Here is a 26,012-nt window from a genome sequence, read left to right as displayed (position 1 = left end):
GGAGTTAAAATAAAATGTCAGATGAAATCTATGATATTACGATAATTGGAGGAGGCCCCGTTGGAATGTTTGCCGGTTTTTATGCCGGACTACGTACTGCCAAATTCCAAATCATCGAAAGTCTTTCAGAACTAGGGGGACAAGTAAATGCTCTATATCCAGAAAAAACGATTCTAGATATCCCAGCCTATCCTGCGATTTCAGGTCGTGATTTAGTGGCTAACTTGAAGAAACAACTTGCCACCATGGATGGTGACATTAAGTTGAATCAAACAGTAGTCAACGTAGAAAAAGTCGACGACGTTTTCAAGGTTACCACAAATAAGGGGATAACCAAAACTAAATCCATCATTGTTGCAGTTGGTAACGGGGCATTTAACCCACGTAAACTAAGTGCTGATGGTGTCGAAACAATTTCAGACCAACAACTAGTATACACCGCTTCGGACTTAGATGCCTTTAAAAATAAAAAAGTTTTAGTTGCCGGTGGTGGTGATTCAGCAATTGATCAAGCACTAATGCTAGAAGATATTGCCGATGAAGTCTACTTGTTGCACCGTCGTAACGAATTTAGAGGACTAGAACACACCGTTAACTTGTTGAAACAATCAAGTGTCAAGCTAGTGACTCCATACTTGATTAAGTCATTAGAAAACGTGGACAAAAACCAAGTTAGAGTCCACGCTAAGAAGATGAAAACTGATGATGAATTCATCGATATTGACGTTGATAAGATTCTGGTAAATTACGGTTTCATTTCTAATAATAAAGACATGCAAGGTTGGAATGTTGATATTGAAGAAGACCACCATGCCACAAAGGTTGATGGCAATCTTCAAACCAATATCAAAAACATCTACGCTGTAGGTGATCAAGCCAAATATGATGGTAAGCAAACCATCATTGCCACTGGATTCGGTGAAGTTCCAATCACAATTAACGCGATTATGAACGACTTATACCCAGGTAACAGAGCACCAATTCACAGTACTCAATTATCATAAAAATTATTTTTTATTAGCATCCTTTGAATGGGTGCTATTTTTTTTGACGGTCTTTTGTAAGTTTTGGACTTCCTTGGTCAAAGCTTCGATTTGTCTAGTTAAATTATCGATTTTATCGTCTGTTTCGTCCTTATCACCATGGGTGAAGAAGTCGGTAATCGTTGAGGTCAACAAACCAATAAAACCAATTCCACCGAACATTAGGAATGCGGCAATTAGTTTACCACCAGCGGTTTGTGGAGAAATATCACCGTAACCAACGGTAGTGGCAGTGGTAATTGCCCACCATAATGAGGTCGATAGATTGTGTTGTTCGAAGTGCGAATAAATTAAGGCACTGAAGATTAAAATCACGATACTGATTGAAAATAGGTAGATAAAACCAGTGTCGTAAATGAAACGGTGGATGCCACCGGTTACTTTTCCGTCCCAACCGAACTTCCAGAATAGGTTGTAGTGACGAACAATCCTAATCACACGATATAAACGAAATACAACGAAAATCGGATGGGCTGGAATTAGTGAAATCAAGTCCAGTGATGTTTCTAATAAGAATTGCTTGTGGTTTTTGGCCAGAAGAAAGCCAGATATGTAATCGATAATGTAGAAAATCCAGATACCATAGTAAATATTACCTAAAATACCATGGTAGATGTTGATAACGCCGAAGTAGTCTAATCCGACCATCGCAACTGATGCAACGGCGATGAAAATAATAAACAGACTATATATTAATTCGACGGTTTTATTTTTAAATTGTTTCATTATTTCAACTCACTTTTTCTCTATCTCTTAACCCAATTATAATCATTTTACCTTTAAGTTAGTTTAAAGCAAATAAAAAACGACCAATCTTTCAATTGATCGTTTTTTGTATTAATTGTCGTCGTCATCGTTTTTGGAAATCTTAGAAGACGATCCACCTGAATGGCCTAATTCTGGAGCGTCGGTCTTGTATAGGGATTGAGTAGATTTCTTCTTAAGTTTGTCATACAAACTAGTGGACTTCTTACCCAATTCGGTCTCAGCACCAAGTTCCTTTTGGAAGCCATTTTGGTAGTTATAATCCTTTGGATTTACCGGAGTGAATCCGCTTGGAGTGTAGAAACGAAGTAAGTTTTGTTCGTTTAATTCATCAGAGAATGATAGCTCGGTGTTAACACGAGCTTGCATCTTGTTGAAGATTTTTCTTTGATGAGGAGTAGGGTGAATAACCTTACCGGTCTTGTTGTCGTAAATAGTACCACTGATTGAAGTGTACTTAGTACTTACCCAATCACGGTCTCTAAATGCGACCACTGTATCGTGTTTCTTAGAGAATAAGTCGGTTCCGAATTGAATGTATTGTTTGGTATTAACACCCAATAGGTGAAGTAGAGTAGGCAAGACATCGATTTCACCACCATAGGTATTGTCGATGTATCCTTTCTTCATTCCAGGGATGTTAAACATCAATGGAACACGTTGTAGTTGAGCGTTATCAAAGTCAGTCCAGTCATTTGGATTCTTACCTAATGCTCTAGCAAGACTTAGGTTTTCTGAGTTAGAAATACCGTAGTGATCACCGTATAACATGATGATAGAATTCTTCAATAATCCTGATTTTTGTAGGTATGCGTAGAATTCTTGGACGGCTTGATCTAGGTAATGGGCAGTCTTGAAGTAGTTATCAACCTTGCTATCCCCGGTGTTAGTAGTCTTGAAGTTACTGTCTTCACTATCGATTGAGTAAGGGAAGTGGTTAGTAACTGTGATGTACTTAGCGTAGAAAGGTTTTTGTAGTCTTTCAAGGTACTTAACGGAATCTCTGAATAATAACTTGTCCTTCAAACCGTAACCCAATGCCTTATCGCCGGAAGTGTCGTAGTAGCTTTCGTCGAAGAAGTATTGGTATCCCATGTTCTTGTAAACGTTGTTTCTGTTCCAGAAACTAGCAACGTTTCCGTGGAAGACCGCAGAAGTGTATCCTTTTTCTTGTTTCAAAATAGCGGGAGCTGCTTGGAAAATGTTGTCGCTTCCAAATTGAGTAAACATTGAACCTTGAGGTAATCCATAGGTGCTGGTTTCTAGCATGTTTTCAGCATCAGATGTCTTTCCTTGTCCCACTTGGTGGAAGAAATTAGAAAAGCCAATCGTTGACTTACTATGATAGAGACTGTTCAAGAATGGTGTTACTTCTTGGCCGTTAACCTTCTTATCAATTAGGAATTGTTGGAAACTTTCCAAGTGAATGATAATAACGTTTTTACCCTTAGCAATACCAAACATGGACTTGTTAGGGGCAGCGTAGTGCTTGTCGATGAACTTCTTAACGTCATTCATTTCAGACTTGGTAGCCATCGCACGTAAATCTTTGGTGTGTTGAGTGGAGATGGCGTCGTAGACAGTGAATGAATCTACACCAAGGTACTTAACAATGTATGTACGATCGAAAGTTCTGGTAAGAAGTTGTGGGCGGGCCATTTCACCAAATGATAGGTTGGCTGTAAAAATTAGCACGGCAATTGAAGTAATGGCAAAGGCACCTTTGCCGCCGAACTTCTTGTTATCAATTCGAATTACTCTAAATAATAATAATAGCAGTACTAAAACGATATCTAACCAGTAGAAGACATCATGTGGCATGGTAAGTGCAAGTGATGATCCACTAAGACCTTGGTTAACCTTTGAGTAACCAGTCATTGTACTTACGGTCATGAAATCGGTAAACTCACGGTAATAAATAACGTTTAAATATAGTAGTAAAGTGTTTAACCCATCGATTAATAAAATGAGGGGATAGAATAAACGACTTGATTTAATGTACATTGCAAGTCCAAACAATAGCATCGTGGTTGCAATTGGATTGATGAATGCAATGAAGTATTCAAACGGATTGGCAAGTCCTAATTGGAAATCCGTGAAATATGCGTATATAGTTTTAGCCCAAAATAAAACAACTAGTAGGGTGAAGAAACCGAGTCTAGTCGACATTTTAGAGCGCAGATAGTTTATCGCTTTCAAAATGAAGAGCTCCTTTGATATAATTCATACTTAATATTAACAGACAGACGTAAAAAAGGCATGTTTTTTTCGTGTCATAAATGCATCACCACAATATGTGGCAAGATAAAAATAGCCATCACCATATATAGTTGCAAAATTATACAAATGTTGTAAAATAAAGTTAAATTAGTAGGAGGATGACGGCATTGCTAAAAGGTAATACTAAAAAATTAAATGTTCAGTTAAGTGATGGACAAATAATTGAATTCATGCCAGAGATGGTCCATAGTGACTTGCTAGCTTTGACTAGTAACCAAGAGATTATCAATCGTACTGAAAGATTAATCTTAGTCCAATTGAGTTCCTACACTATCATTAAACTACACGAACTACAAATGATAATTTATAAGACGCTAGACAAGTTGCGCTACCACAAGATTGCGTCTAAGTACTATAATACTGAATTAAGTTAGGCGAAATATTGTCTAACTTTTTTTATTAGTGATATTCTATTATTACCACTTTATAAAAGGGGATGAATGTTATCACATTTAATCTATACGTTGTTCGTCATGGACAAACATACTTTAATATTTACAATCGATTACAAGGGTGGAGTAATTCGCCACTTACTGACAAGGGAATTGCGGGTGCCAAAAAGACCGCTGATAAACTAGCAAACACACACTTTGCAGCAGCATATTGTAGTGATACTACCAGAGCAATGCATACTGCCAAGATTATTCTAGATGGCAATAAGGCTGATTCAGTTAAACAACCAACCATTTCCAACTACTTAAGAGAAGAATTCTACGGCTACTACGAAGGAAATGATATGGATCAAACTTGGTATGTAGCTGGGGCACCACACGGTCTACCAACTTTCAAAGATATTGTTACTAAGTATTCAATTGGTAAGGCGAAGGACTTCTTAAAGGAAGCCGATCCTTTCCACCAAGCCGAAAGTAACGAAGAATACTGGAAACGTTGGGACCAAGGACTAGACCTAATTAGAAATGATAAGAATATTCATGATGGCGATAACGTCTTATTGATTAGTCACGGAAACGCCGTCTTGAGTCTAGTTGAACGTTTCGGTGAAGGTAAGTACGATGTCACTGAACGTCCATCCAATGGCAGTCTTACTAAGCTAGAAGTTAGTGATGATCAAGTCAAGGTTACCGATTACAACATTCAATAATTAAGCATTAAAAAAGACGATTACATTTTGTAATCGTCTTTTTTTGGATTTTAAGAGATGAAATTATGCTACTCGACCGTAAGCAACTACATGCCACCATGGTGCATGGATGCTTTCACGGATAACTCCACGATTTTGAGCATCGATCATCTTACCTCTACCGATGTACATACCAACGTGGTAGATACTTCTCTTTGAAGAACCGATGAATACTAGATCACCTTTTTTAAGGTGTTTCTTAGCAACTTTTTTGGAGTAGTGGTATTGTTGTTGCGCAGTTCTAGGTAAGTTAACACCTAGTCCGTGTCTGTATATGTATTTTGTAAAACCAGAACAATCAAAAGTATTTGAACCTTGTGAACCGTAAACATAACGGTCACCTAGTTTTGACTTAGCAACACGGTATACTGAAGTAAATTGGTTATTAGAATCAGCATGGGCAGTGTTGTTGTTACTTGCAGCAGCACCTGCAAATAGTAGTGAAGTAAACGCGGCTGCGGTTATAGCAATTTTAGTAATCATTTTTTTCATCTCTCAAAATCCTCTCTCTTTTAAAAATCTCTCTCGTTTTTTCTCTATCTCAATATATTCCATATGATAAGGGATTAATATTTCAGGAATGTAACAAAGGAGTTTCAAATTAATTAAAACTTTGCAATTTTAATGTAATCTTTATAATTTTAGTGTTTAATATTTACTGTACCCAATTAAAGTAATGAAAGGGTTCCTGATTTGTGGTAAATTTATTATGTAGATTACACGAAAGGAACCGTTGAAATGTCGGGCTTAAAGAAATTATTTCCTGAAAAAATTGACCTTAATCGTTTAATTTTTAAAATCGGGGAAGTAAGTAAGATGATGGACGTGTCGACACGTCAACTTCGTTACTGGGAACAAAAAGGTTACATTACCTCAATTAGAGACGATAAGAGTAAATCTCGCGTTTTTAATATGGAAAACTTAAATAAAGTAACATTAATCAAGCATTATTTAGATAAAGGCTTTACACTTACAGCTGCCAATGAGACGGCTTCTGAAAACATCGCCAAGATGCGTTATCTAAGAAGATTCATGATGAATGCTTTTGAAGATGTTGAGACTATAGATGGTCAACCGGCCGTCAATTTAGGTTACTTTGACGAAGCGAAAACTTCCATATTATATGCCTCAGTTGATGAGAATGACGAAATTAAATATCGTGTTGTCGATATAAAGAAGAAGGATAAATGATGAGAAAAAAGAAAATGAGTTTAACTAAGAAGATTGTCTGGGCTCTTGTAATTGTGATTGTATTATTCGGTGGATATAAGGTTGCAAAACAAATTCACAGCACAATCCGAGAAAACCAAATTCAAAAATCTGATCAAGAAAGAATTCAAGAAGCACAAGAAGAAGCTGCAAGGAAACGTCATGAGTTTGCAGAAACAATCGCTAAACCAGCCGTTCAAGTATGGAACAAGCAACACGTGGTATTACCTAGTGTCGTAATTGCTCAAGCTATCCAAGAATCTAACTGGGGTCAATCAGACTTATACAAGAAGGCTTACAACATCTTTGGTGTTAAGGGAACATACAAGGGTCAATCAATCCAATACTACACTGACGAATACGTAAGTAATGACACTAAGGTAGGTAAGGGGGTCAAAGTGGTTCGTGAAGGTGACAAGAAGAAGATTTCCATTCCTGCTACTTTTAGAAAGTACCCAACTGTATACGATGCCGTTGAAAACCACAGTACCGTGACTGCACTTAACTTCATTAAAAAGAAGAGCGTCATGAGTTACGAAGAACAAGCTAACATGCTTCAAAAGAATGGTTACGCAACTGATCCAAATTATGCAAAGAATCTAATTGCATTAATCAAGCAATACAATTTATCCAAGTATGACAACGAAATTAATAAATAATAACTAGTAGTTTTAACTATATTTTCAAAAATTTATCTTATATAATAGTAGAAAAATAGAAGAGGAGACTTTAGGTGATACCATTATTAAGTAAATTATATGGTCCGTTTTTTGATTTGAATAACTGGCATAACGTCATTTTTTCGGAGGATGCATGGGTAGTTATTTTATCCCTTGTTCTAATTGAATGTTTATTGTCAGTTGATAATGCGGTGGTATTAGCCACGCAGGCTCAAGTTTTACCAACTAAAAGAGAACAAGAAGAATCATTATTTTATGGTCTTTGGGGTTCTTACATCTTTAGATTTATCATTATTGGATTAGGGGTTTTCTTAATTCATATCTGGGAATTAAAGGTTTTTGGTGGATTATATCTTTTCTACTTAGTCTATGCGCACTTCGCTCATTCCGACAAACAGAAAAAATCCATGTTCAAGCAATCTGCCAATGAATCCAATCGCAAACGTTTTTGGATGACAGTATTACAAATTGAATTTATGGATATTGTCTTCTCCGTTGATTCCGTGTTAGCCGCACTGGCAATTTCTGATAACCCAGTAATTGTATTACTAGGTGGACTAATCGGGATTCTATGTATGAGAGGAATTGCCGAAGTTATCATGTTAGTGATGAAGAAGATACCAGAATTAAAAACAATGGCATACTTCTTAATTGCTGTGATTGCTTTGAAGTTAATTCTTTCCATTCCAATGATTGATATCGAAATTGAACCACTTCACTTTGGTTTGATTGTTTTGGTTACATTTATCGTAACCTTCATCATTCATTTTATTCGCAAAGCAAAGAGGTAATATAATGGCTACAACAATTACAAGGGAAAACCTTGCACAAGAAACAGATAACAAAATGACAGTCATCGACTTTTGGGCACCATGGTGTGGTCCTTGTAAGATTATGGATCCAGTGATTGAAGCGATGGAAGAAGAATTCGGTGACCGTATTCACTTTGGTAAGATGAACGTCGACAATAACGAAGACGTGGCAAAACGATACAAGGTGATGGGATTACCAAGTATCGTTTTATTTAAAAACGGTAAGGCCGTCGAAAAGGTGACAGGCGTATATCCAAAGGAAAAGATGGCTCATTATTTAAACCGTAAATTAGAAGAAATGTAAATTTTAGTTGACGGATTAAATCGGGAGTGCTAATCTTAGTTTAATCAAATAAGGCAAAACAATTATTCCAAATCAAGTAACGAATTAGCTGGGTGTCAGGAAGTCGGTGGTTGCTGCGAACCGATCAGGCTAATCTCGATGAAATACATTGGATAGTGTCTACCCAAGAACGGTAACTAGAGTCGTTATTTCTAGAGAGTGAGTAACCACTACGTGTGGTTACTAATTTGGGTGGTACCACGGTAAAAATACAAATAAGTCGTCCCTGTTGTTTTAGACAACAGGGATTTTTTTATGGAAAGAAGAAGATAAGATGAAGATTTCAAACTGCGGAGGATTAATCCGATATCGAATTAAATAAAAACTACATATATTATTGAAGAAAAAATTACTATTTTGAGGAGAGATACTATGCAAGAAGAAAAGAAACCGACAGTCAGTCTGCTTGAGGGAATTATCGTATTAGTTGTTATGATGGCGATTATGTCATTTGGTGTCATTGGCTTAGGTATTTCACCAGAAGTACCAATTCTAACTGGAATCATGTTGTTGGTATTCTGGGGTCGTTTCAAAGGTTTTAAATGGGATGACATCGACGAAGGATTCGTCACAGGAATTAAAAATGGAATTGTTCCATTATTTATATTCCTATTAATTGGTTCATTGATTGGTGTTTGGATTGCCTCAGGGGTTATTCCTTCATTAATGGTATTTGGTTTCCACTTGATCAACATCAATTGGTTCTTACCATCAATCTTTCTAGTGTGTGCCTTGGTTGGTACGTTCATCGGTAGTGCTTTTACAGTTATTTCTACCTTAGGGATTGCCTTCATGGGAATTGGTATCACCATGGGCATGAACCCAGCAATGATTGCCGGTGCCGTTATCTCAGGTGCGGTCTTCGGTGATAAATCATCACCACTATCAGCAACTGTTAACTTAGCTGCTGCGGTATCCGGTGCCGACTTGATTGCTCACATTAAGAACTTGATGTGGTCAACAATTCCAGCCATGATTGGTTCATTCATCATCTTCGTGTTCTTAAACCACAGCGATGGTAAGGCCAACCTGTCAAATGTCAACAAGACAGTACACGTATTGAACAGCAACTTCCACATTTCATTATTAGCAATTATTCCCATCGCGCTTCTACTTATCTGTGCATGGAGTCATATCCCAACAATCCCTACATTATTTATTAACATCATTGTTTCAATTGGATTAATGGGAATTCAAGATCACAAGATTTCACTACTTAAGATTAATGACTTAATCACTAGCGGTTTTGTATCAAAAACTGGTGACAAGTCAGTTGACCTTCTTCTATCAAGAGGGGGTATTAGTTCAATGATGGGTACTCTAGCATTGATTATGATTGCCTTAGCCTTTGGTGGATTATTGATGCACCTAGGTATCGTTGACGCAGTGGTTCAACCACTTACTAAGCATTTAAATAGCGATGCTAAGTTGATCATAGCTGTAATCTTCACTGCCATTGGGGTAAACGTCTTCGTGGGTGAACAATTCTTATCAGAAATTCTACCAGCTAACGCATTTAAGAAGGTCTTCCACCAAGCTGGATTAGCACCAGTTGCGCTAAGTCGTGCTATTGAAGATGGTGGTACCGTTATTAACTACTTAATTCCTTGGGGTGTTGCCGGAGCATTTATTTCAGCAACATTAGGTGTACCAGCTAGTCACTTTGCACCATTCCTATTCCTAAGTATCTTGTCACCAGTATTCTCAATCTTGAGTGCGGTAACAGGAATTGCTATTAAACATAATAAAGATTAACTAATGTTTAGAATAATTTAATACTATTAAGAAAAAGTTAAAAAGCCTATCATAAAGCGATTTGTGGTAGGTTTTTTATTTCCGATTTTTGCGTTGCACATCACTTCAAATGAAACATATTTACCTGAGTCCAAAAAAATTTCGAAATTTTTTTGCGAAAATTGATCAAAAATTACCTATATATTGTACACGACTATTAAAACCAGAAAGCCGTTTTATTAGTCATTGTGTTCATTTATATTTCAAAACGTTACAGTAATATTACTACATTACAAACATACACGTTAATGTAACTTGTATGTAACACTCTTGTAATATTAAGAAGATAGAATGTGCATTCGTTGTTGAAAGACAACAAACGCAATTTTTTATTTTTTAATTTTATATAGGAGTGTTTCAGTTATTAGATATAAATTTCATGTTTTATTTCTTGTAATCGCAATCTCGTTCGCGGGATTACTTTCTATTTACCGAAATGCTACTGTAGATACCAACGCGAATACAGTAGTGACTGTGAAGTCTGGCGATACACTAGAAAACTTGTCAGATAAGTACAATGTTTTCATGTCTGTTTTAGAGCATACTAATGGCAAGTATAGTGATGATGATTTATTAGCTGGTGATCAAATCGTGATTCCAGATAATAATAATGGTGCAAAAGACGATAAGAAGGTTCAAAAGCAACACTCGAATAAGTCAAAAAAACATCATTCTACTTCTAAGAAACAAAATCAATCACAATACACTGCTCAATCAACAAACAATGCTCAATCAGAATGGAACAAAGCAAATGCCGAAGCAAAGGCATGGATTTCTTTCCATGAGTCTACCAATTCATACACCGCACAAAACGGTCGTTACTATGGTAGATATCAGTTAGATAGTAGTTACCTAAATGGTGATTACTCTCCAGCTAATCAAGAACGTGTCGCAGAACAATATGTTGCTAACCGATATGGTTCTTGGGTAAACGCCAAACAACATTGGGTTGCCAATAACTGGTATTAAAAAGAGACGTTGAAAGTTTTACTTTCAACGCCTTTTTTTTTACCCATTTTTTGATCATTTTGTGATTTGCAAGGCTTTTTTAAAACTTTTTGGCAGTTTTTTGCCGAGATTAGAAACATTTTTAGAATAATTTAAGCTGTATGTAACGTTCAAAAAGGCTCAACCACGGTCATTAATCCGATTTCGATGTCATATTGTTACAGCGTAACGACAATGTTACGAAAAAGCCAAATCTTTTAACGTGCATGATATAGCCATGTAATGGATACGATGTAGTATATATCACAGTTAATCAAATCGATTAACACTTTCGACGATACAGAAACAGAATTATAGATTTTTATAGGAGTGAATTATTATCGTTAAATTAAATAGTATGAAGTCAATGTTATTTGCTACTGCCGCAGTAGCTGGATTATTTGTAGCTGGTGGTGCAAGTGCCAACGCAGATCAAACTGCTAACGCATCTGTACAACAACCACAACAACAAGCTAAGGCAACAGTTAAGAAGACTGTGACTGTTCAAAGTGGTGATACTCTATGGGGATTATCACAAAAATACAACGTTTCATTAAGTTCACTTAGAGCAGTTAACAACCGTGTTAACACAGATTTAATCTACGTAGGTGAAAAACTAACTTTACCTTCAAGTGCAACTGTATCTACTGAACAAAAGACTGTTGCTTCAAATACAACAGCACAAAGTACTACTCACCAACAATCAGTAGCACAACCTCAACAACAAGCACAAACTCAAAGCACAACCAACTACAGTCAACCACAAGCTCAACAAAAGACTCAAACTCAAAGCACAACTAACTTCAGCCAATCACAAAGCTCAAGCTACACTGGCTCAAGCAGTTCTGCTAAAGCTTGGATTGCTAACCGTGAATCTGGTGGTTCATACACTGCCTCAAACGGTCAATACTATGGTAAGTACCAACTAGGTGCTGCTATGCTACACGGTGATTACTCAGCTGCTAACCAAGAAAGAGTTGCTGACCAATATGTCGCTGCCCGTTACGGTTCATGGGATAACGCTAAGTCATTCTGGCTACAACACGGTTGGTACTAAGATCTTAGCCGTTTTATCCAAACAATATTTATATCTACAAAAAGACGCCTTTATTGGCGTCTTTTTGTATGACCTGATAACGACTGTCATGACAAGGTTGGACAAAAACATTCAATACTTGCTTGTCTTATTTTTGAAGTGTGATATATTATAAACAACATAAAAAGAGATTCGCCTTTAAGTATTGACCAGAGAGTCAGACAAGGCCTATGCGTAGAAACTATACGCCATCAGTGTAAACAACAGACATTGAGGGACTTTTCTGACACGGTCAGGGAAGTCCTTTTTATTATCTTGGTTTCAATTAAGCAACTCCAGAGAGGGTGCATTGGAATATACGCAATTAGACCATTCCAAGCACCCACTCCATCGAGTTGGGTGCTTTTTTAGGAGGATGGATACATGCAAACACATTTTTTAGATCTTAATCAGTTAGCCGATGAAGAAATCATGGAACTAATTGAGTTAGCTATAAAATACCGTGATGGTAAGCTAGTTCAATTAAAACGACCAGTCTACTTCGCTAACATGTTCTATGAAAACAGTACGCGAACCCATACATCGTTTGAAATGGCAGAACGTAAACTAGGAATTACATCGATTAACATCGACCCTAAGAATAGCTCGGTGCAAAAGGGTGAGACGCTATCCGATACGGTCAAAACGCTCCAAGCAATTGGTACGGACGGGGTGGTTATCAGACATAAGACGACCGGATGGTACGAACCACTAATCGACGATGAAAGAATCCACGCTTCGTTGGTGAATGCTGGTGACGGAAGTGGCCAACACCCATCACAAAGTTTGCTAGATTTACTAACTATCTACGACGAATTCAAGAAGTTCAAAGAATTAAAGATTGCCATCGTCGGTGATTTACTTCACTCCAGGGTGGCTCGATCGAATGCAGAAATCCTAAAACGACTTGGCGCTACGCTCTACTTTGCTGGACCAGACGAATGGTACCCAAGCGACTTCGATAGCTTCGGTGAGTTTACCACCATCGATTCGATAGTCGGAAACGTCGACGTCATGATGATGCTAAGGGTGCAACTAGAAAGGCTAAACGAAGATGCGCGTGAAAGTTTCACTGCCGTCGAATACGCCAAAATCTTTGGCCTAACCGAAGAACGTGGCAACAAGATGAAGAAGAAAGTCATCATCATGCATCCGGCACCGGTTAATCGCAACATTGAAATTGCCGATTCACTTGTAGAAGCACCACAATCTAGAATCTTTATACAGATGCAAAACGGGGTGTTCGCCAGAATGGCCATCCTAACTTCAATCCTAAAGAGTAAAGACTTAATTGCGGAGGAAGAATATGAAGACATTAATTAAAAACGTGTATGTAGATAACCAATTAACATCCATCCTAATCGAAGATAATAAAATTAAGGCCATCGGGACTAACTTAGGCGAAAAGTTCAATCACGTCATTGACGGTAAAGGTGCAACAGCACTACCCGGATTAGTCGACGTTCATGTCCACTTCAGAGATCCAGGACTAACCTATAAGGAAACCACAGAGACTGGTAGCAAGGCGTCAGCACACGGTGGGTTCACCAGTGTCTGCGTAATGCCAAACGTTAAACCAGTTGTGGATACACCGCACGAGTTACAAGAACAATTAAGTCTCAACCAACGTGAGAGTGTCGTACACACTTACCAATACGCAGCCATCTCCAAGCAACTAATTGCATATAAACCAACTGACTTCGAACAAATGGCTAAGATGGGTGCCGTCGCATTTACCAACGACGGCCATGGAGTCCAGAATGCTGAAACTATGTATCTTGCGATGAAGGAAGCACAAAGATTAAACAAACCTCTGGTTGCCCACGTCGAAGATGATTCATTAATCAACGGTGGGGTGATGAATGCAGGCGCCAAAGCTGACGAACTAGGTTTACCAGGGATGCCACCACTATCCGAATCATCACAACTGGCCAGAGACCTAGTATTGGCCAAGGACACCGGCGTTCACTACCATGTCGCTCACATCTCCACAAAGAAATCAGTCGAACTAGTTAGAATGGCCAAGCAACGCGGTGTTATCGTTACCGCCGAAGTTTCACCACATCATTTGCTACTAGATGACTCAATGATTGAAACAGACAATCCAATGATGAAGATGAACCCACCACTAAGAAGTCCAGAAGACAGACACGCACTAATCGCTGGTCTAATGGATGGCACAATCGACATGGTAGCAACCGACCATGCACCACATAGCGAAAGGGAAAAATCAGGATCGATTAAAGATGCCGCATTTGGAATTGTTGGTATCGAAACAGCGTTTAGCCTAATGTACACCAGCTTTGTTAAATCAGGATTGGTTGACTTAAAGACATTGGTTAAATGGATGAGCAAGAATCCAGCTGACATCTTCCACTTGCCTGCGGGTAGGTTAGAAGAGGGCCAACCAGCTGATTTAACCTTGATGGACCTAGACGATGAATACGCAATCGACGCCAATGACTTCTTATCAAAAGGGAAGAACTCACCATTCATCGGTCAAAAGGTATATGGCAAGACAAAACTAACATTAGTAGACGGCAACATTGCATATCAAGATGGGAGCGTGGAATAGATGCAAGCACGATACTTAGTATTAAAGAATGGATCAACTTATCAAGGAATTGGATTTGGTTCCAAGAAGGTAGTTCACGGTGAATTGGTTTTCTCAACGGGGATGACCGGTTACCAAGAAAGCATGACCGACGCCAGTTACGATGGTCAAATGCTAGTGTTCACCTACCCACTAATCGGAAACTACGGGGTTAACAGAGACGACATGGAAAGCTTGCACCCATCAGTCGCAGCTATTGTCGTCAACGAAATTGCTAGATTAGTAGGCAACTGGCGTAGCAACATGACACTAACCCAATACGCTGAACTAGAAGACCTACCAGGAATCTCACAAATCGATACCAGAGCGCTAACCCAAGAACTACGAGACGAAGGTTCAATGGAAGCTGTTATCGTCGACAATTTAGATCCAGCAACAATTCAAGCTGCATTCGACCAACCACTAGCAAGCACATCCGCACAAAGGGCTTCTACTAGCAGCATCTACCAAGCACCTAACACCGGTTTGCGAGTGGCTTTAATCGACTTTGGACTAAAGGACTCCATCTTACGTTCACTAGCTCAACGTAATCTAAACGTGACCGTCTTCCCATCAACCAGTACAGCGGAAGAAATTCTAGCTAGTCATCCGGATGGCATTCTATTATCAAACGGACCTGGCAATCCAAAGGACCTAGAATACGTTCTACCGGTCATTCGTGAACTAGAAGAACAACTACCAATCCTTGGAATTTGTCTAGGGCACCAACTATTCGCACTAGCCAACGGTGCGAACACATATAAGATGAAGTTTGGTCACCGTGGTTTCAACCATGCGATTGCAGAAGCGGGTAAGAAACAAACTTACTTCACTTCACAAAATCATGGATACGCGGTTGACGCTAAATCAATTCCATCAACTGAACTAGAAATTACTCAAACAGAAATCAACGACGGAACTGTGGAAGGGGTCCGTTTGAAAAACAGACCAGCATTCTCAGTCCAATATCATCCAGACGCATCACCTGGACCACACGATGCTGAATATGTATTTGACGACTTTGTAAAGGCAATGCAAGACAACCAGAAAGCGAGGATTTAAGATGGCAAAACGAACTGACATTAACAAGATTTTAGTAATTGGATCCGGCCCAATCGTCATCGGGCAAGCTGCTGAATTTGACTACTCAGGCTCACAAGCCTGCCTAGCCTTGAAGGAAGAAGGATACGAAGTAATCCTAATCAACTCCAATCCGGCAACCATCATGACCGACACTACCATCGCCGACAAGATTTTCGTTGAACCAATCACATTGGAATTCATCAGTAAAATCATCCGCCAAGAATTACCGGATGCCATCCTACCAACACTAGGTGGTCAAACTGGTTTGAACATGGCCAAGGAATTAGCCGACAGCAACATCTTAGACGAATACAATGTCGAACTTCTAGGTACCAAGCTAGACGCCATCGAAGAAGCCGAAGACAGACTTCGTTTTAAAAACCTAATGGAAGAAATCAGTGAACCAGTTCCCGAATCAAAGACGGTCGAAAACATGGAAGACGCGATTGCCTTTGCCGAAGAAATTGGCTTCCCGTTAGCCATTCGTCCAGCCTACACACTAGGTGGAACCGGTGGTGGATTCGCGCACAACATGGTCGAATTCGAAGAAATCATGGAAAACGGATTACGTCTATCACCAATCAGCCAGGTCCTAGTGGAACGCTCAATCGCCGGATACAAGGAAATCGAAATGGAAGTTATGCGTGATCAAATCGATAACGCGATGATTGTCTGCTCGATGGAAAACGTCGACCCAGTCGGGGTGCATACCGGAGACTCCATCGTTGCTGCACCGGTGCAAACATTGTCCGACCGTGAATACGAAATGCTACGTGATGCTGCATTAAAGATTATCAGAGCTCTTCATATCGAAGGGGGATGTAACGTCCAAATGGCATTAAGCCCAACTTCAATGAATTACTACATCATCGAAGTTAACCCCCGTGTATCACGTTCATCAGCACTAGCATCAAAGGCGACCGGATACCCAATCGCCAAGATTGCAGCCAAGATTGCGGTTGGGATTAATCTAAATGAAATCAAGAACCCAGTAACTCAAATCACACTAGCCCAATTCGAACCAGCCTTGGATTACGTTGTTATCAAGATTCCACGCTGGCCATTCGATAAGTTCCCACAGGCTGATAACCATCTAGGAACTCAAATGAAGGCTACCGGTGAGGTCATGGCCATCGGTCGAAATTTCGAAGAATCTTTATTAAAGTCAGTTCGTTCTTTGGAAATCGACCAACGCTACTTTGACCAAGCCGAATACGAAAATGTTGAAACAGCCGACATGCTACAAGCAATTGAAAATCCAACCGACAATCGACTATTCATGATTGCCGAATTAATCAGAAGAGGGGCAACCATTGAACAAATCAATGCACGTACCCAAATTAACTTATTCTTTCTAGATAAAATCCAACACATTGTTGAAATTGAAACGGAATTAGCCGATGACCAATCACTTTCAATGCTGAAGATGGCCAAACGTTATGGTTTCTCAGACGAATGGATTGCAAAAATCTGGCATACAGATAAACAAGCAGTTCGTCAAATGCGTAAGGATAATGACATTACACCAGTCTACAAGATGGTTGATACATCAGCCGGTGAAATCAAGGCTGCAACCCCATACTTCTACAGCACTTTGGGTCAACACAGTGAATCAGAAGTATCCGATAAAAAGTCAGTCCTAGTACTAGGTTCTGGACCAATTAGAATCGGTCAAGGGGTTGAATTTGACTACGCAACCGTTCACGGTGTCCAAACGCTCCAACAACTAGGTTATGAAGCCATCATCATGAACTCCAACCCAGAAACAGTTTCCACCGACTTCTCAATGTCAGACAAACTATACTTCGAGCCACTAACCATCGAAGATGTGTTAAACGTTATCGACGTTGAAAAACCAGAAGGCGTTATCGTTCAATTCGGTGGTCAAACCGCGATTAACTTGGCTGAACCACTACACGAAGCCGGCGTTAAGGTTCTAGGAACAACGGTTGAAGACATTAACCGTGCCGAAGATCGTCACGACTTCGATCAAGTCATCAAGCAATTACAATTACCACAACCACAAGGTGATACCGCCACAAACATTGATGAAGCACTAAAGATTGCTAACCAAATCGGTTACCCAGTCATGATTAGACCTTCATACGTATTAGGTGGTAAGGCAATGGAAATTGTCCATGATGACGAAGAACTACACCGTTACATGACTAAGGCGGTCCACGCCTCAAACGACCACCCAGTTCTAATCGACCAATACCTACTAGGTTCAGAAGCCGAAGTCGATGCCGTATCTGACGGTGAAACTGTGGTAATTCCTGGAATTCTAGAGCATATTGAAAGAGCTGGAATTCACTCAGGGGACTCGATGGGAGTATACCCACCACAAATCATGTCACAAACGGTCCAATATCAAATTGAAACCGCAGCGGTTGAATTAGCCAAGGCGTTGAACACCAAGGGATTGATGAACGTCCAATTCGTCATCAAAGACGACGTGGCTTACGTCATCGAAGTTAACCCAAGGGCTTCTAGAACAGTGCCATTCATGTCCAAGGTCGCTCACGTTCCAATGGCTGACCTGGCAACTCGCATCATGGCCGGTGAAAAACTAGCCGACTTAGGCTACAAGTCAGGAGTGGTCACACCATCCAACCGCATTAGCGTGAAATCACCAGTATTTAGTTTCTCCAAATTACCACTTGTTGATAACACACTAGGCCCTGAAATGAAGTCCGCCGGTGAAGCAATGGGATCAGATACCAGCTACGCCAAGGCACTATACAAGTCATTCATCGCTTCTGGAATTACCATTCCAACATCAGGTAACGTCTTATTCACTGTCTGCGATGAAGACAAACGAGAAGCATTAGAACTAGCCAAACGTTTCAGAAAATTAGGGTTCCAAATTAAAGCGACTGCAAACACTCATCGTTTCTTCCAAGAAAATGGTTTAGACAACGCCTTAATCCACAAGTTCTCAGAAGACGATGACAATAATCCGGTCAGCGAGTTAAACAAGCAACACCTAAAACTAGTCGTTAACACCATCGACTCTACCGAAGCAACATTCGATGATGAAGCACAAATTAGAGCCGCAGCGATTGAAAACGCGGTGCCATTATTCACGGCACTAGACACCGTTGCTTCATTGTTAACAGTACTAGAAGATCAAACACTAACCGTCAACGCACTTTAGGAGGAATTCAAATGTCAGTAGACTTATCAGCACAAATCGCCAACATGGCAGTAAAGAACCTATTTTTAAACGCGTCAGGAATTCATTGTCAGACAGAACGAGAACTAGACGAACTAATGGACGAACCAGTATCAGGTGCCATGGTCACCAAGAGTATGACTCCTAAGAGTCGCTTCGGGAATCCATTGCCTCGATACTACCGTCTAGCAAATGGTTCCATTAACTCAATGGGATTACCTAACCAAGGGTTTGATTACTACATGGATTACTTGAAAAATCATGACCAAAAAAAGCCAATCATCGTCTCAGTGGCAGGAATGTCCAAGGAAGAAGATTTGAAAATGCTGCATCAACTTCAAGGTAATGACGACTACCAAGGATTGACCGAGCTGAACCTATCTTGTCCAAACGTGATTGGTAAACCTCAAATGGCTTATGATTTCAAGGCTGCTGACGACTTATTACACGAGGTATTTAGTTTCTACAAGAAACCACTGGGCATTAAGTTGCCACCTTACTTCGATTTGGTTCACTTCGACATGATTGCCGAAGTATTGAACAAATACCCACTAAGCCACGTTAACACCATTAATTCGGTTGGAAACGGATTATGGATTGATACCAATTCAGAAAAGGTTGTATTAAAACCAAAGGGTGGCTTTGGTGGAGTGGGTGGATCAATGGTGCTACCAACCGCACTAGCCAATGTCCGTGGCTTACGCCAACGTCTAAATGATGACATTAAAATTATCGGTACAGGAGGAGTAACCAACGGTCGCGACGCCTTTGCCCACATATTGTGTGGTGCTGAGATGATTTCAATCGGAACTCAACTATACGAAGAAGGCCTATCAACATTTGAAAGAGTAACTAAAGAGTTGACTGACATTATGGAAGCTAAGGGATACAAATCTCTAGATGATTTCCGTGGCAAATTAAGGGTAATTGAAGACTAGTAAAAAGGACTGGGATGACCCAGTCTTTTTTGGTTAAGATTTGGTAATGGTTGGACCTCAAATGACTTAATTTAAGGTTTTTATGGTAGGATAAAACTATAAAATAATGAGTGAGGAATCATCATGAGAAAGAAATTATATACAGCTACATGGGTGCTACTACTCGTAGTTGGAATTTTTCTAGTTAGCCTACCATTTCTAGAAAATTCAGCTATTCAACATTTAATTAGTAGCGAAATGAACGGGAAGATTGTTCAACAAGATAAAAATAAGAAAGCCAACTTTGATTTTTCAAAGATTGAAAGCGTCAGTGCTTCGTCGATTTCAAAGGCCATCTTTAGTCATAAGCACACAATGATTGGTAAGATTTCCATTCCATCGGTTTCAATTCATTTACCTGTATACTATGGTATGGATAACGAAGAATTGTTGTCAGGTGTAGGTACCATGAAACCTAACCAAGAATTAGGTAAGGGCAATTACGCGATTGCCGGCCACCACATGAACAACGAAAAGATTTTGTTTGGACCATTGCACAGAGTAGTTGAAGGGAATGCCATTTACATCACGAATGGTAAGAAGGTCTACAAGTATGAAGTTAGTTCAGTCTCTGTAATTAACCAATACGATACCCAATACATTACTAAGAAGTACAAACATCCAACTTTAACACTGATCACATGTGCTAGTGGAACACCGAATGAACCAAACCGTACAATGGTACGAGCAAAACTAAGTTCAATTACTGACTTAAATGATAAGACAGCTAAATACTTTAAGAACTAACAAAAAAGACCAACTCATACGAGTTGGTCTTTTTTATATATGATCTTATGATTCATCAATGCTGTCTAGTAGTACGTAGTTAACCTTACGTAGTGACATTAAGTCTTTTCCACCAGCGTATGAGATTGATGATTGTAGATCTTCTTTCATTTCTAGAAGGGTGTCTTCAATGTTTCCCTTGAATGGGATTAACAATTGACGACCTTCAACGTTATGGTGTTCACCTTTTTGTTTGGCAGAAGCTGAACCCCAGTATTGTTTGAATTTCTTACCATTCTTTTCGACGATTTCACCAGGTGACTCAACGTGTCCAGCAAAGACTGAACCAATCATCATCATGGTAGCACCGAAACGAATTGATTTAGCAAGATCACCGTTAGTACGAATACCACCGTCGGCAATCATTGGCTTAGTAGCAGCCTTTGAACACCACTTAAGTGCTGAAAGTTGCCAACCACCAGTACCGAAACCAGTCTTGTACTTAGTGATACATGCTTTACCAGGGCCAATTCCAATCTTAGTAGCGTCGGCACCGGCGTTTTCGATTTCACGAACAGCGTCAGGTGTACCTAGGTTACCTACGATTAGGAAAGTTTCTGGAATTTCTTTTTTGATGTATTTAATCATCTTGATAACGAAGTCTGAGTGACCATGAGCCACATCAATAGTGGTGTATTCAGGAACAGCGTCAGCAGCTTTTAATTCATCGATAAAGTCGTATTCAGCATCCTTGATACCAACACTAATTGAAGCAAATAAACCTTTTTTGTGCATGCTTTGAACAAATTCTAGACGTTGTTCCGTTTGGAATCTGTGCATTACGTAGAAGTAGTCATGTTCAGCCATCCAAGTAGCTAGATTTTCATCCATGACTGTTTCCATGTTTGCGGGAACAACTGGTAGTTGGAATTTACGTGGGCCGAATTGAACTGAAGTATCAGCTTCACTACGGCTCTTAATGATACATTTTTCAGGTAATAATTGGACATTGTGGTAATCAAAAGTTCTCATTATAACGACCTCACTTTATTTATGATCTTCCCAAACGTTTTTCAAAATGTTAGTAGCTTCACGGTCTGGACCAACGGCGAAAGTACATAGTTCAACGCCAGTTAATTCAGAAACACGTTTTAAGTAGTTTTGTGCGTTTGCGGGAAGTTCTTCGACAGTCTTGTACTTAGTAATGTCTTCTTTCCAACCAGGTAGGTCTTCAAAGACAGGTTCGCACTTGTCTAAGAAGTCTAGGTTAGCAGGGTAGTACTTGATTAATTCGCCATTGTATTTGTAGCCAGTACAGATACGAACGGTGTCAAAACCAGATAGTACATCTAGACAGTTAAGTGATAAGTGGGTGATACCTGAAGTACGAACGGCATGTTGCAATACAACGGCATCTAACCAACCGATACGACGAGGACGTTTAGTAACGACACCATATTCATGAGCGACTTCACGAATACGATCGGCACGTTCGTCGAATAATTCGGTAGGGAAAGGTCCATCACCAACACGTGAAGTGTATGCTTTACATACACCAACGACTGAGTTGATGCGGTTAGGGCCGATTCCAGTACCAGTAGCAGCGTTTCCGGCAGTAGGGTTAGATGAAGTAACGTATGGATAAGTTCCATGGTCAATATCTAACATTGCACCTTGTGCACCTTCAAATAGTACTTGTTTGTCGTTATCTAAAGCTTCATTAATTAGTAGAGAAGTGTCAGTAACGAATGGTGCAATCTTCTTAGCGTAAGCACTGTACTTAGCAAAGATTTCATCGAAATCAAAACCAGGTTGGTCGTATAGTTTTTCTAAGATGTTATTTTTAATGTTTAAGGCTTGGTGTAACTTATCAGCAAAGGTATGTTCGTCAATCAAGTCGGCGATTCGAATACCGATACGTTCTAGTTTATCCATATATGCAGGTCCGATTCCCTTGTGGGTGGTACCTAATTTATGTTCTTTTTGTTCTTCTTGTAATTTATCAAACAAGATGTGGTATGGCATGATTACTTGGGCTCTGTTTGAGATACGTAGTCCAGAATAATCAAAACCATTTTCTTCCAAGTAGTCCATTTCAGAAATTAAAGTTTCTGGATTAACTACAACTCCGTTTCCGATGATGCTTAGCTTATCGGAATAGAAGATTCCGGATGGAATTAAACGGCAGTGAAATTCCTTGTTGTCAATAACGATGGTATGGCCGGCGTTGTCTCCGCCAGAATATCTTACGATCATATCAGCATCTTGACTTAGAAAGTCGGTAATTTTACCCTTTCCTTCGTCGCCCCATTGGCTACCTATAATAACGATTGATGACATCAAGTTCACCTCATATATTTCTTTAAGTATAGAGGAGTGTATTTCAACACTCCACGAAAAATTTTACCATGCTGGAAAAAATAATCAAGAACTATTTATATAAATGATAAAATAATGTTCGGAAAATAAATAAAAAACGAACAATAAGCATAATTAATTTTAATATAATAGTGAAAAAACGAATTTTGTGTGTTAATATTAAAGCAAGATATTCGAAAGGATGGATTGTGATGATTGATCGTTATACCAGACCGGAAATCGGAAATGTATGGTCTAAATATAATCAATACGCCTCATGGCTAGCTGTGGAGGTTGCTGTAGACGAAGCTTGGGCTAAGTTAGGAGAAATTCCTGCTGAAGACTTAGCTAAGATTCAAAAGAACGCTACCTTTGATGAAAAAGAAATTGAAGAAATTGAAAAGACTACTCATCATGATGTTGTCGCATTTACGCGTGATGTTTCAAGATACTTAGGTGATGAAAGTAAATGGATTCACTTCGGAATGACCAGTACAGATATCGTTGATACTGCACAAGGCTATCGATTAAAACAAGCCAATGCGATTATTCGTAAGGATATCGAAGAAATTATCGAAACTATCGGTAATAAGGCGCTTAAGTACAAGGACACTGTTATTATGGGTCGTACTCACGGGGTGCAAGCCGAACCAACTACATTTGGTTTGAAATTACTTCGTTGGTATGAAGAAATGAAACGTAACTTACAACGTTTTGACATAGCATCAAAGGATGTTGAAGCAGGTAAGATTTCAGGTGCCGTTGGTACATTCGCTAACGTTGATCCATACGTTGAACAATACGTATGCCAAAAGTTAGGTATCCGTGCTCAATCAGTTGCCAGCCAAGTACTACCACGTGATTTACACGCCAACTACATAGCATGTTTAGGTGTGATCGCTACTAGTCTAGAAGAATTTGCTACCGAAGTTCGTGGACTACAACGTTCAGAAATTCATGAAGTTGAAGAACACTTTGCTAAGGGTCAAAAGGGTTCATCAGCAATGCCACATAAGAGAAACCCAATCGGTTCTGAAAACATCTGTGGATTAGCTCGTGTAATGAGAGGACATGTTGTAACAGCAATGGAAAACGTTGCTTTATGGCATGAACGAGACATTTCCCACTCATCTGCAGAACGTGTCATCTTGCCAGATTCTACTATCTTAATTGATTACATGTTGCACCGTTTCAACAACATCGTTCGTGATCTAGACGTATTCGAAGAAAGAATGATAAGTAATCTAAACATTACTAACGGTCTAATCTACTCACAACGTGTAATGTTGAAGTTAGTTGAAGCAGGGATGACTAGAGAAGCTGCTTACGATACTGTTCAACCACTTACTGCGATTGCTTGGGATGAAAACAAACAATTCAAGCCATTGGTTGAAGCAGACGCAACAATTAACGAAAAACTTTCAAAAGAAGACATCGATGATGCCTTTGATTATCACTATCACATCCGCCACGTCGACGAAATTTTCAAACGCTGTGGTTTAATGTAAAAATAAAAAGAGTTGGTATTTTTGCCAGCTCTTTTTTTGTGTAATTTTTTTAAATCAGTTAAAATAAGAGTAGGTGATATATAATGAATAAAAAATTTGAAATGACAAAGGAAGGTTGGACTTTTACAGTTCTATTCTTCTTATTCGCTGTTTATTACAGTTTTAGTAGGTTACATTTTGCAAAGTGGCTAGGTGTTAAGGTTACATTCGTCTTTTTCAACTGGTCAGCCATGTTGAACGGATTAATTTCTGCCTTAATCCTAGTATTGTTCTACTTGGTATGTACGCTATTACCATCGCGTAGAATCGTTGCTTTGCCAACGGTAATTACTTTCTTAGTAATTGGCCAGGAATTGGCAATTGCTTACTACACACTACCAATTGGTGATATCTTAGGTGGACTAGCTTACCTAGTCGGAGCTTTATCCATCTTAAGCATTGCGTTTTACAACGCCAAGATTAGTTTCAATATTATTGATTCAATCGTCGATGCAGATGAAGGTCATTACTTCAAACGCTGGTTCCACCGCGTTAAGGTATGTCTAGCATACGATTGGAAACCACTAGCTATTTCAATCATTGTCTATGTCGTTATTCATGCAGTGATGTTTAGCACATACATGATCAAATAAAAAAAGACTCAGCGACAGCTGAGCCTTTTTTATTTTTAATTTATTTATCTATAATTTAAAAATAATGGTAATATAAAAGTCATAGGGGGAATTCATAAATGTTAAAGAAGACAATATACATAATTGGATTGGCATCATTGATTTCAATGATGCTAGTAGGTTGTGGAAAGAGTAAAGCGGCTCACCACTCTGACAAACCATATGGAGCAGGCCAAACCTCAAAGAAGGTTAGCTCAGAATCCAATTCATCTACCAACGAAAATAGTAGTAGTTCATCAAATGATAGTAATTCATCTAGCTCTTCAAGTAGATTGAATCTAGATGACAAGACTTTTGGTGTATTAGCATTGGAATATGATCGTGATGTTCAATCTAGGGGATTTGGACAAAAAGAAAATCATGATCAATTTAGTGACTATAATACAGTTAAAAAGCCTGACATTCATAGTAAAGAACCTATGATGGGGATGTTCTTTATGGACAAGAAGAGTAAGTATGGAATTAAAAACCATCTAAAACTTGATCAATTTACCGCTAATGGTGATGGAACAGCGGACCTTATGTTTAATGTCGAACCCGACAGTGTCTATGTTCAATTCAGAGATATGTCAAAAGCTGGCAATAAGGATATGGCACATGTTCCAGCAGTGAACAAGAATGTAAGTAAGGATTACTTAATTAACACCTACTACAAGACTTCAGAACAAAGAAAACACGTTGATAATTATTCAAAATCTATTTTGAGTGAAGAAGTATGGAATAAACAATATGATTCACTATCAAATTCTGATGACGATGATTAATAAAAAAGACTCAGCATTTTGCTGAGTC

General features: G+C 39.1%; 24 protein-coding genes. 19 read left to right on the top strand and 5 right to left on the bottom strand.

Features of this window, described 5'->3' with window-relative positions:
* Positions 1–14: 14 nt before the first annotated feature.
* Positions 15–1,004: an NAD(P)/FAD-dependent oxidoreductase gene (locus tag K5Q07_RS04905; protein WP_220729975.1), complete on the top strand. Its 990-nt coding sequence runs from the start codon at positions 15–17 to the stop codon at positions 1,002–1,004.
* Between the two features lie 3 nt (positions 1,005–1,007).
* Here K5Q07_RS04905 and K5Q07_RS04900 read toward each other — a convergent pair whose 3' ends face one another.
* Complete coding sequence (locus K5Q07_RS04900) at positions 1,008–1,769, bottom strand: potassium channel family protein (protein ID WP_220729974.1); 762 nt, start codon at positions 1,767–1,769, stop codon at positions 1,008–1,010.
* 111 nt (positions 1,770–1,880) lie between these two features.
* On the bottom strand, positions 1,881–3,998 hold the full coding sequence (locus K5Q07_RS04895) for an LTA synthase family protein (RefSeq protein WP_373310045.1): 2,118 nt from the start codon (positions 3,996–3,998) through the stop codon (positions 1,881–1,883).
* Between the two features lie 197 nt (positions 3,999–4,195).
* Between K5Q07_RS04895 and K5Q07_RS04890 the strand changes: the two genes are divergently transcribed.
* Both K5Q07_RS04890 and K5Q07_RS04885 read left to right on the top strand, forming a co-directional pair.
* Complete coding sequence (locus tag K5Q07_RS04890; protein ID WP_034530962.1) at positions 4,196–4,462, top strand: hypothetical protein; 267 nt, start codon at positions 4,196–4,198, stop codon at positions 4,460–4,462.
* A 62-nt stretch (positions 4,463–4,524) separates the two neighbouring features.
* Positions 4,525–5,190, top strand: coding sequence for a histidine phosphatase family protein (locus K5Q07_RS04885; RefSeq protein WP_220729972.1), 666 nt, complete (start codon positions 4,525–4,527; stop codon positions 5,188–5,190).
* A gap of 63 nt (positions 5,191–5,253) precedes the next feature.
* On the opposite strand, the gene K5Q07_RS04880 is transcribed toward K5Q07_RS04885, so the two are convergent.
* A complete protein-coding gene (locus K5Q07_RS04880) occupies positions 5,254–5,721 on the bottom strand; it encodes a C40 family peptidase (protein ID WP_220729971.1) in 468 nt (155 codons plus the stop codon).
* Positions 5,722–5,967: 246 nt separating this feature from the next.
* Here K5Q07_RS04880 and K5Q07_RS04875 point away from each other — a divergent pair, with 246 nt between their 5' ends.
* The 13 genes from K5Q07_RS04875 (at position 5,968) to K5Q07_RS04815 (ending at position 20,704) form a co-directional block, all read left to right on the top strand.
* On the top strand, positions 5,968–6,420 hold the full coding sequence (locus tag K5Q07_RS04875; RefSeq protein ID WP_285289184.1) for a MerR family transcriptional regulator: 453 nt from the start codon (positions 5,968–5,970) through the stop codon (positions 6,418–6,420).
* On the top strand, positions 6,420–7,097 hold the full coding sequence (locus K5Q07_RS04870; protein ID WP_220729969.1) for a glycoside hydrolase family 73 protein: 678 nt from the start codon (positions 6,420–6,422) through the stop codon (positions 7,095–7,097). The genes K5Q07_RS04875 and K5Q07_RS04870 overlap by 1 nt, the downstream gene beginning before the upstream one ends.
* A 77-nt stretch (positions 7,098–7,174) precedes the next feature.
* On the top strand, positions 7,175–7,909 hold the full coding sequence (locus tag K5Q07_RS04865) for a TerC family protein (RefSeq protein WP_220730061.1): 735 nt from the start codon (positions 7,175–7,177) through the stop codon (positions 7,907–7,909).
* A gap of 4 nt (positions 7,910–7,913) precedes the next feature.
* Positions 7,914–8,234, top strand: a complete 321-nt coding sequence (trxA, locus tag K5Q07_RS04860) for a thioredoxin (RefSeq protein WP_220729968.1) — start codon at positions 7,914–7,916, stop codon at positions 8,232–8,234.
* A 411-nt stretch (positions 8,235–8,645) separates the two neighbouring features.
* Entirely contained in the window at positions 8,646–10,028 is a 1,383-nt protein-coding gene (nhaC, locus tag K5Q07_RS04855; RefSeq protein WP_220729967.1) for a Na+/H+ antiporter NhaC, read from the top strand.
* Positions 10,029–10,391: 363 nt separating this feature from the next.
* Entirely contained in the window at positions 10,392–11,036 is a 645-nt protein-coding gene (gene apf, locus K5Q07_RS04850) for an aggregation-promoting factor (RefSeq protein ID WP_505603552.1), read from the top strand.
* Positions 11,037–11,412: 376 nt separating this feature from the next.
* Positions 11,413–12,111 (top strand): aggregation-promoting factor, encoded by a 699-nt coding sequence (gene apf, locus K5Q07_RS04845; protein WP_251067639.1) that lies wholly within the window; start codon positions 11,413–11,415, stop codon positions 12,109–12,111.
* A gap of 402 nt (positions 12,112–12,513) precedes the next feature.
* On the top strand, positions 12,514–13,452 hold the full coding sequence (locus tag K5Q07_RS04840) for an aspartate carbamoyltransferase catalytic subunit (RefSeq protein ID WP_220729965.1): 939 nt from the start codon (positions 12,514–12,516) through the stop codon (positions 13,450–13,452).
* Complete coding sequence (pyrC, locus tag K5Q07_RS04835; protein ID WP_220729964.1) at positions 13,436–14,704, top strand: dihydroorotase; 1,269 nt, start codon at positions 13,436–13,438, stop codon at positions 14,702–14,704. Before K5Q07_RS04840 ends, pyrC begins: the two co-directional genes overlap by 17 nt.
* The gene (locus K5Q07_RS04830) at positions 14,705–15,784 is read left to right on the top strand and encodes a carbamoyl phosphate synthase small subunit (protein WP_220729963.1); all 1,080 of its coding nucleotides are present in this window, start codon (positions 14,705–14,707) and stop codon (positions 15,782–15,784) included. It abuts the gene before it with no gap.
* Position 15,785: 1 nt separating this feature from the next.
* Complete coding sequence (carB, locus tag K5Q07_RS04825) at positions 15,786–18,962, top strand: carbamoyl-phosphate synthase large subunit (protein WP_220729962.1); 3,177 nt, start codon at positions 15,786–15,788, stop codon at positions 18,960–18,962.
* 11 nt (positions 18,963–18,973) lie between these two features.
* On the top strand, positions 18,974–19,918 hold the full coding sequence (locus K5Q07_RS04820) for a dihydroorotate oxidase (protein WP_220729961.1): 945 nt from the start codon (positions 18,974–18,976) through the stop codon (positions 19,916–19,918).
* Positions 19,919–20,041: 123 nt separating this feature from the next.
* Positions 20,042–20,704, top strand: coding sequence for a class A sortase (locus K5Q07_RS04815; RefSeq protein WP_220729960.1), 663 nt, complete (start codon positions 20,042–20,044; stop codon positions 20,702–20,704).
* A 45-nt stretch (positions 20,705–20,749) separates the two neighbouring features.
* On the opposite strand, the gene K5Q07_RS04810 is transcribed toward K5Q07_RS04815, so the two are convergent.
* Both K5Q07_RS04810 and K5Q07_RS04805 read right to left on the bottom strand, forming a co-directional pair.
* Positions 20,750–21,715, bottom strand: a complete 966-nt coding sequence (locus tag K5Q07_RS04810) for a GMP reductase (protein WP_220729959.1) — start codon at positions 21,713–21,715, stop codon at positions 20,750–20,752.
* Positions 21,716–21,730: 15 nt separating this feature from the next.
* Positions 21,731–23,023 carry an adenylosuccinate synthase gene (locus tag K5Q07_RS04805; protein WP_220729958.1) on the bottom strand — a complete coding sequence of 431 codons (1,293 nt, stop codon included), beginning with the start codon at positions 23,021–23,023 and terminating at the stop codon, positions 21,731–21,733.
* 230 nt (positions 23,024–23,253) lie between these two features.
* Between K5Q07_RS04805 and purB the strand changes: the two genes are divergently transcribed.
* The 3 genes from purB to K5Q07_RS04790 all read left to right on the top strand — a co-directional run bounded on the left by purB (position 23,254) and on the right by K5Q07_RS04790 (position 25,984).
* Positions 23,254–24,549 (top strand): adenylosuccinate lyase, encoded by a 1,296-nt coding sequence (purB, locus tag K5Q07_RS04800; protein ID WP_220729957.1) that lies wholly within the window; start codon positions 23,254–23,256, stop codon positions 24,547–24,549.
* 83 nt (positions 24,550–24,632) lie between these two features.
* Positions 24,633–25,181, top strand: coding sequence for a hypothetical protein (locus K5Q07_RS04795; protein WP_220729956.1), 549 nt, complete (start codon positions 24,633–24,635; stop codon positions 25,179–25,181).
* A 98-nt stretch (positions 25,182–25,279) separates the two neighbouring features.
* On the top strand, positions 25,280–25,984 hold the full coding sequence (locus K5Q07_RS04790; RefSeq protein ID WP_220729955.1) for an Lreu_0056 family protein: 705 nt from the start codon (positions 25,280–25,282) through the stop codon (positions 25,982–25,984).
* Positions 25,985–26,012 lie beyond the last annotated feature (28 nt).

Source organism: Apilactobacillus zhangqiuensis (assembly GCF_019656215.1).
GTDB classification, from domain to species: domain Bacteria; phylum Bacillota; class Bacilli; order Lactobacillales; family Lactobacillaceae; genus Apilactobacillus; species Apilactobacillus zhangqiuensis.
The sequence above is the reverse complement of the archived record's forward strand: the minus strand, read 5'-3'. Positions and strand labels throughout refer to the sequence as shown.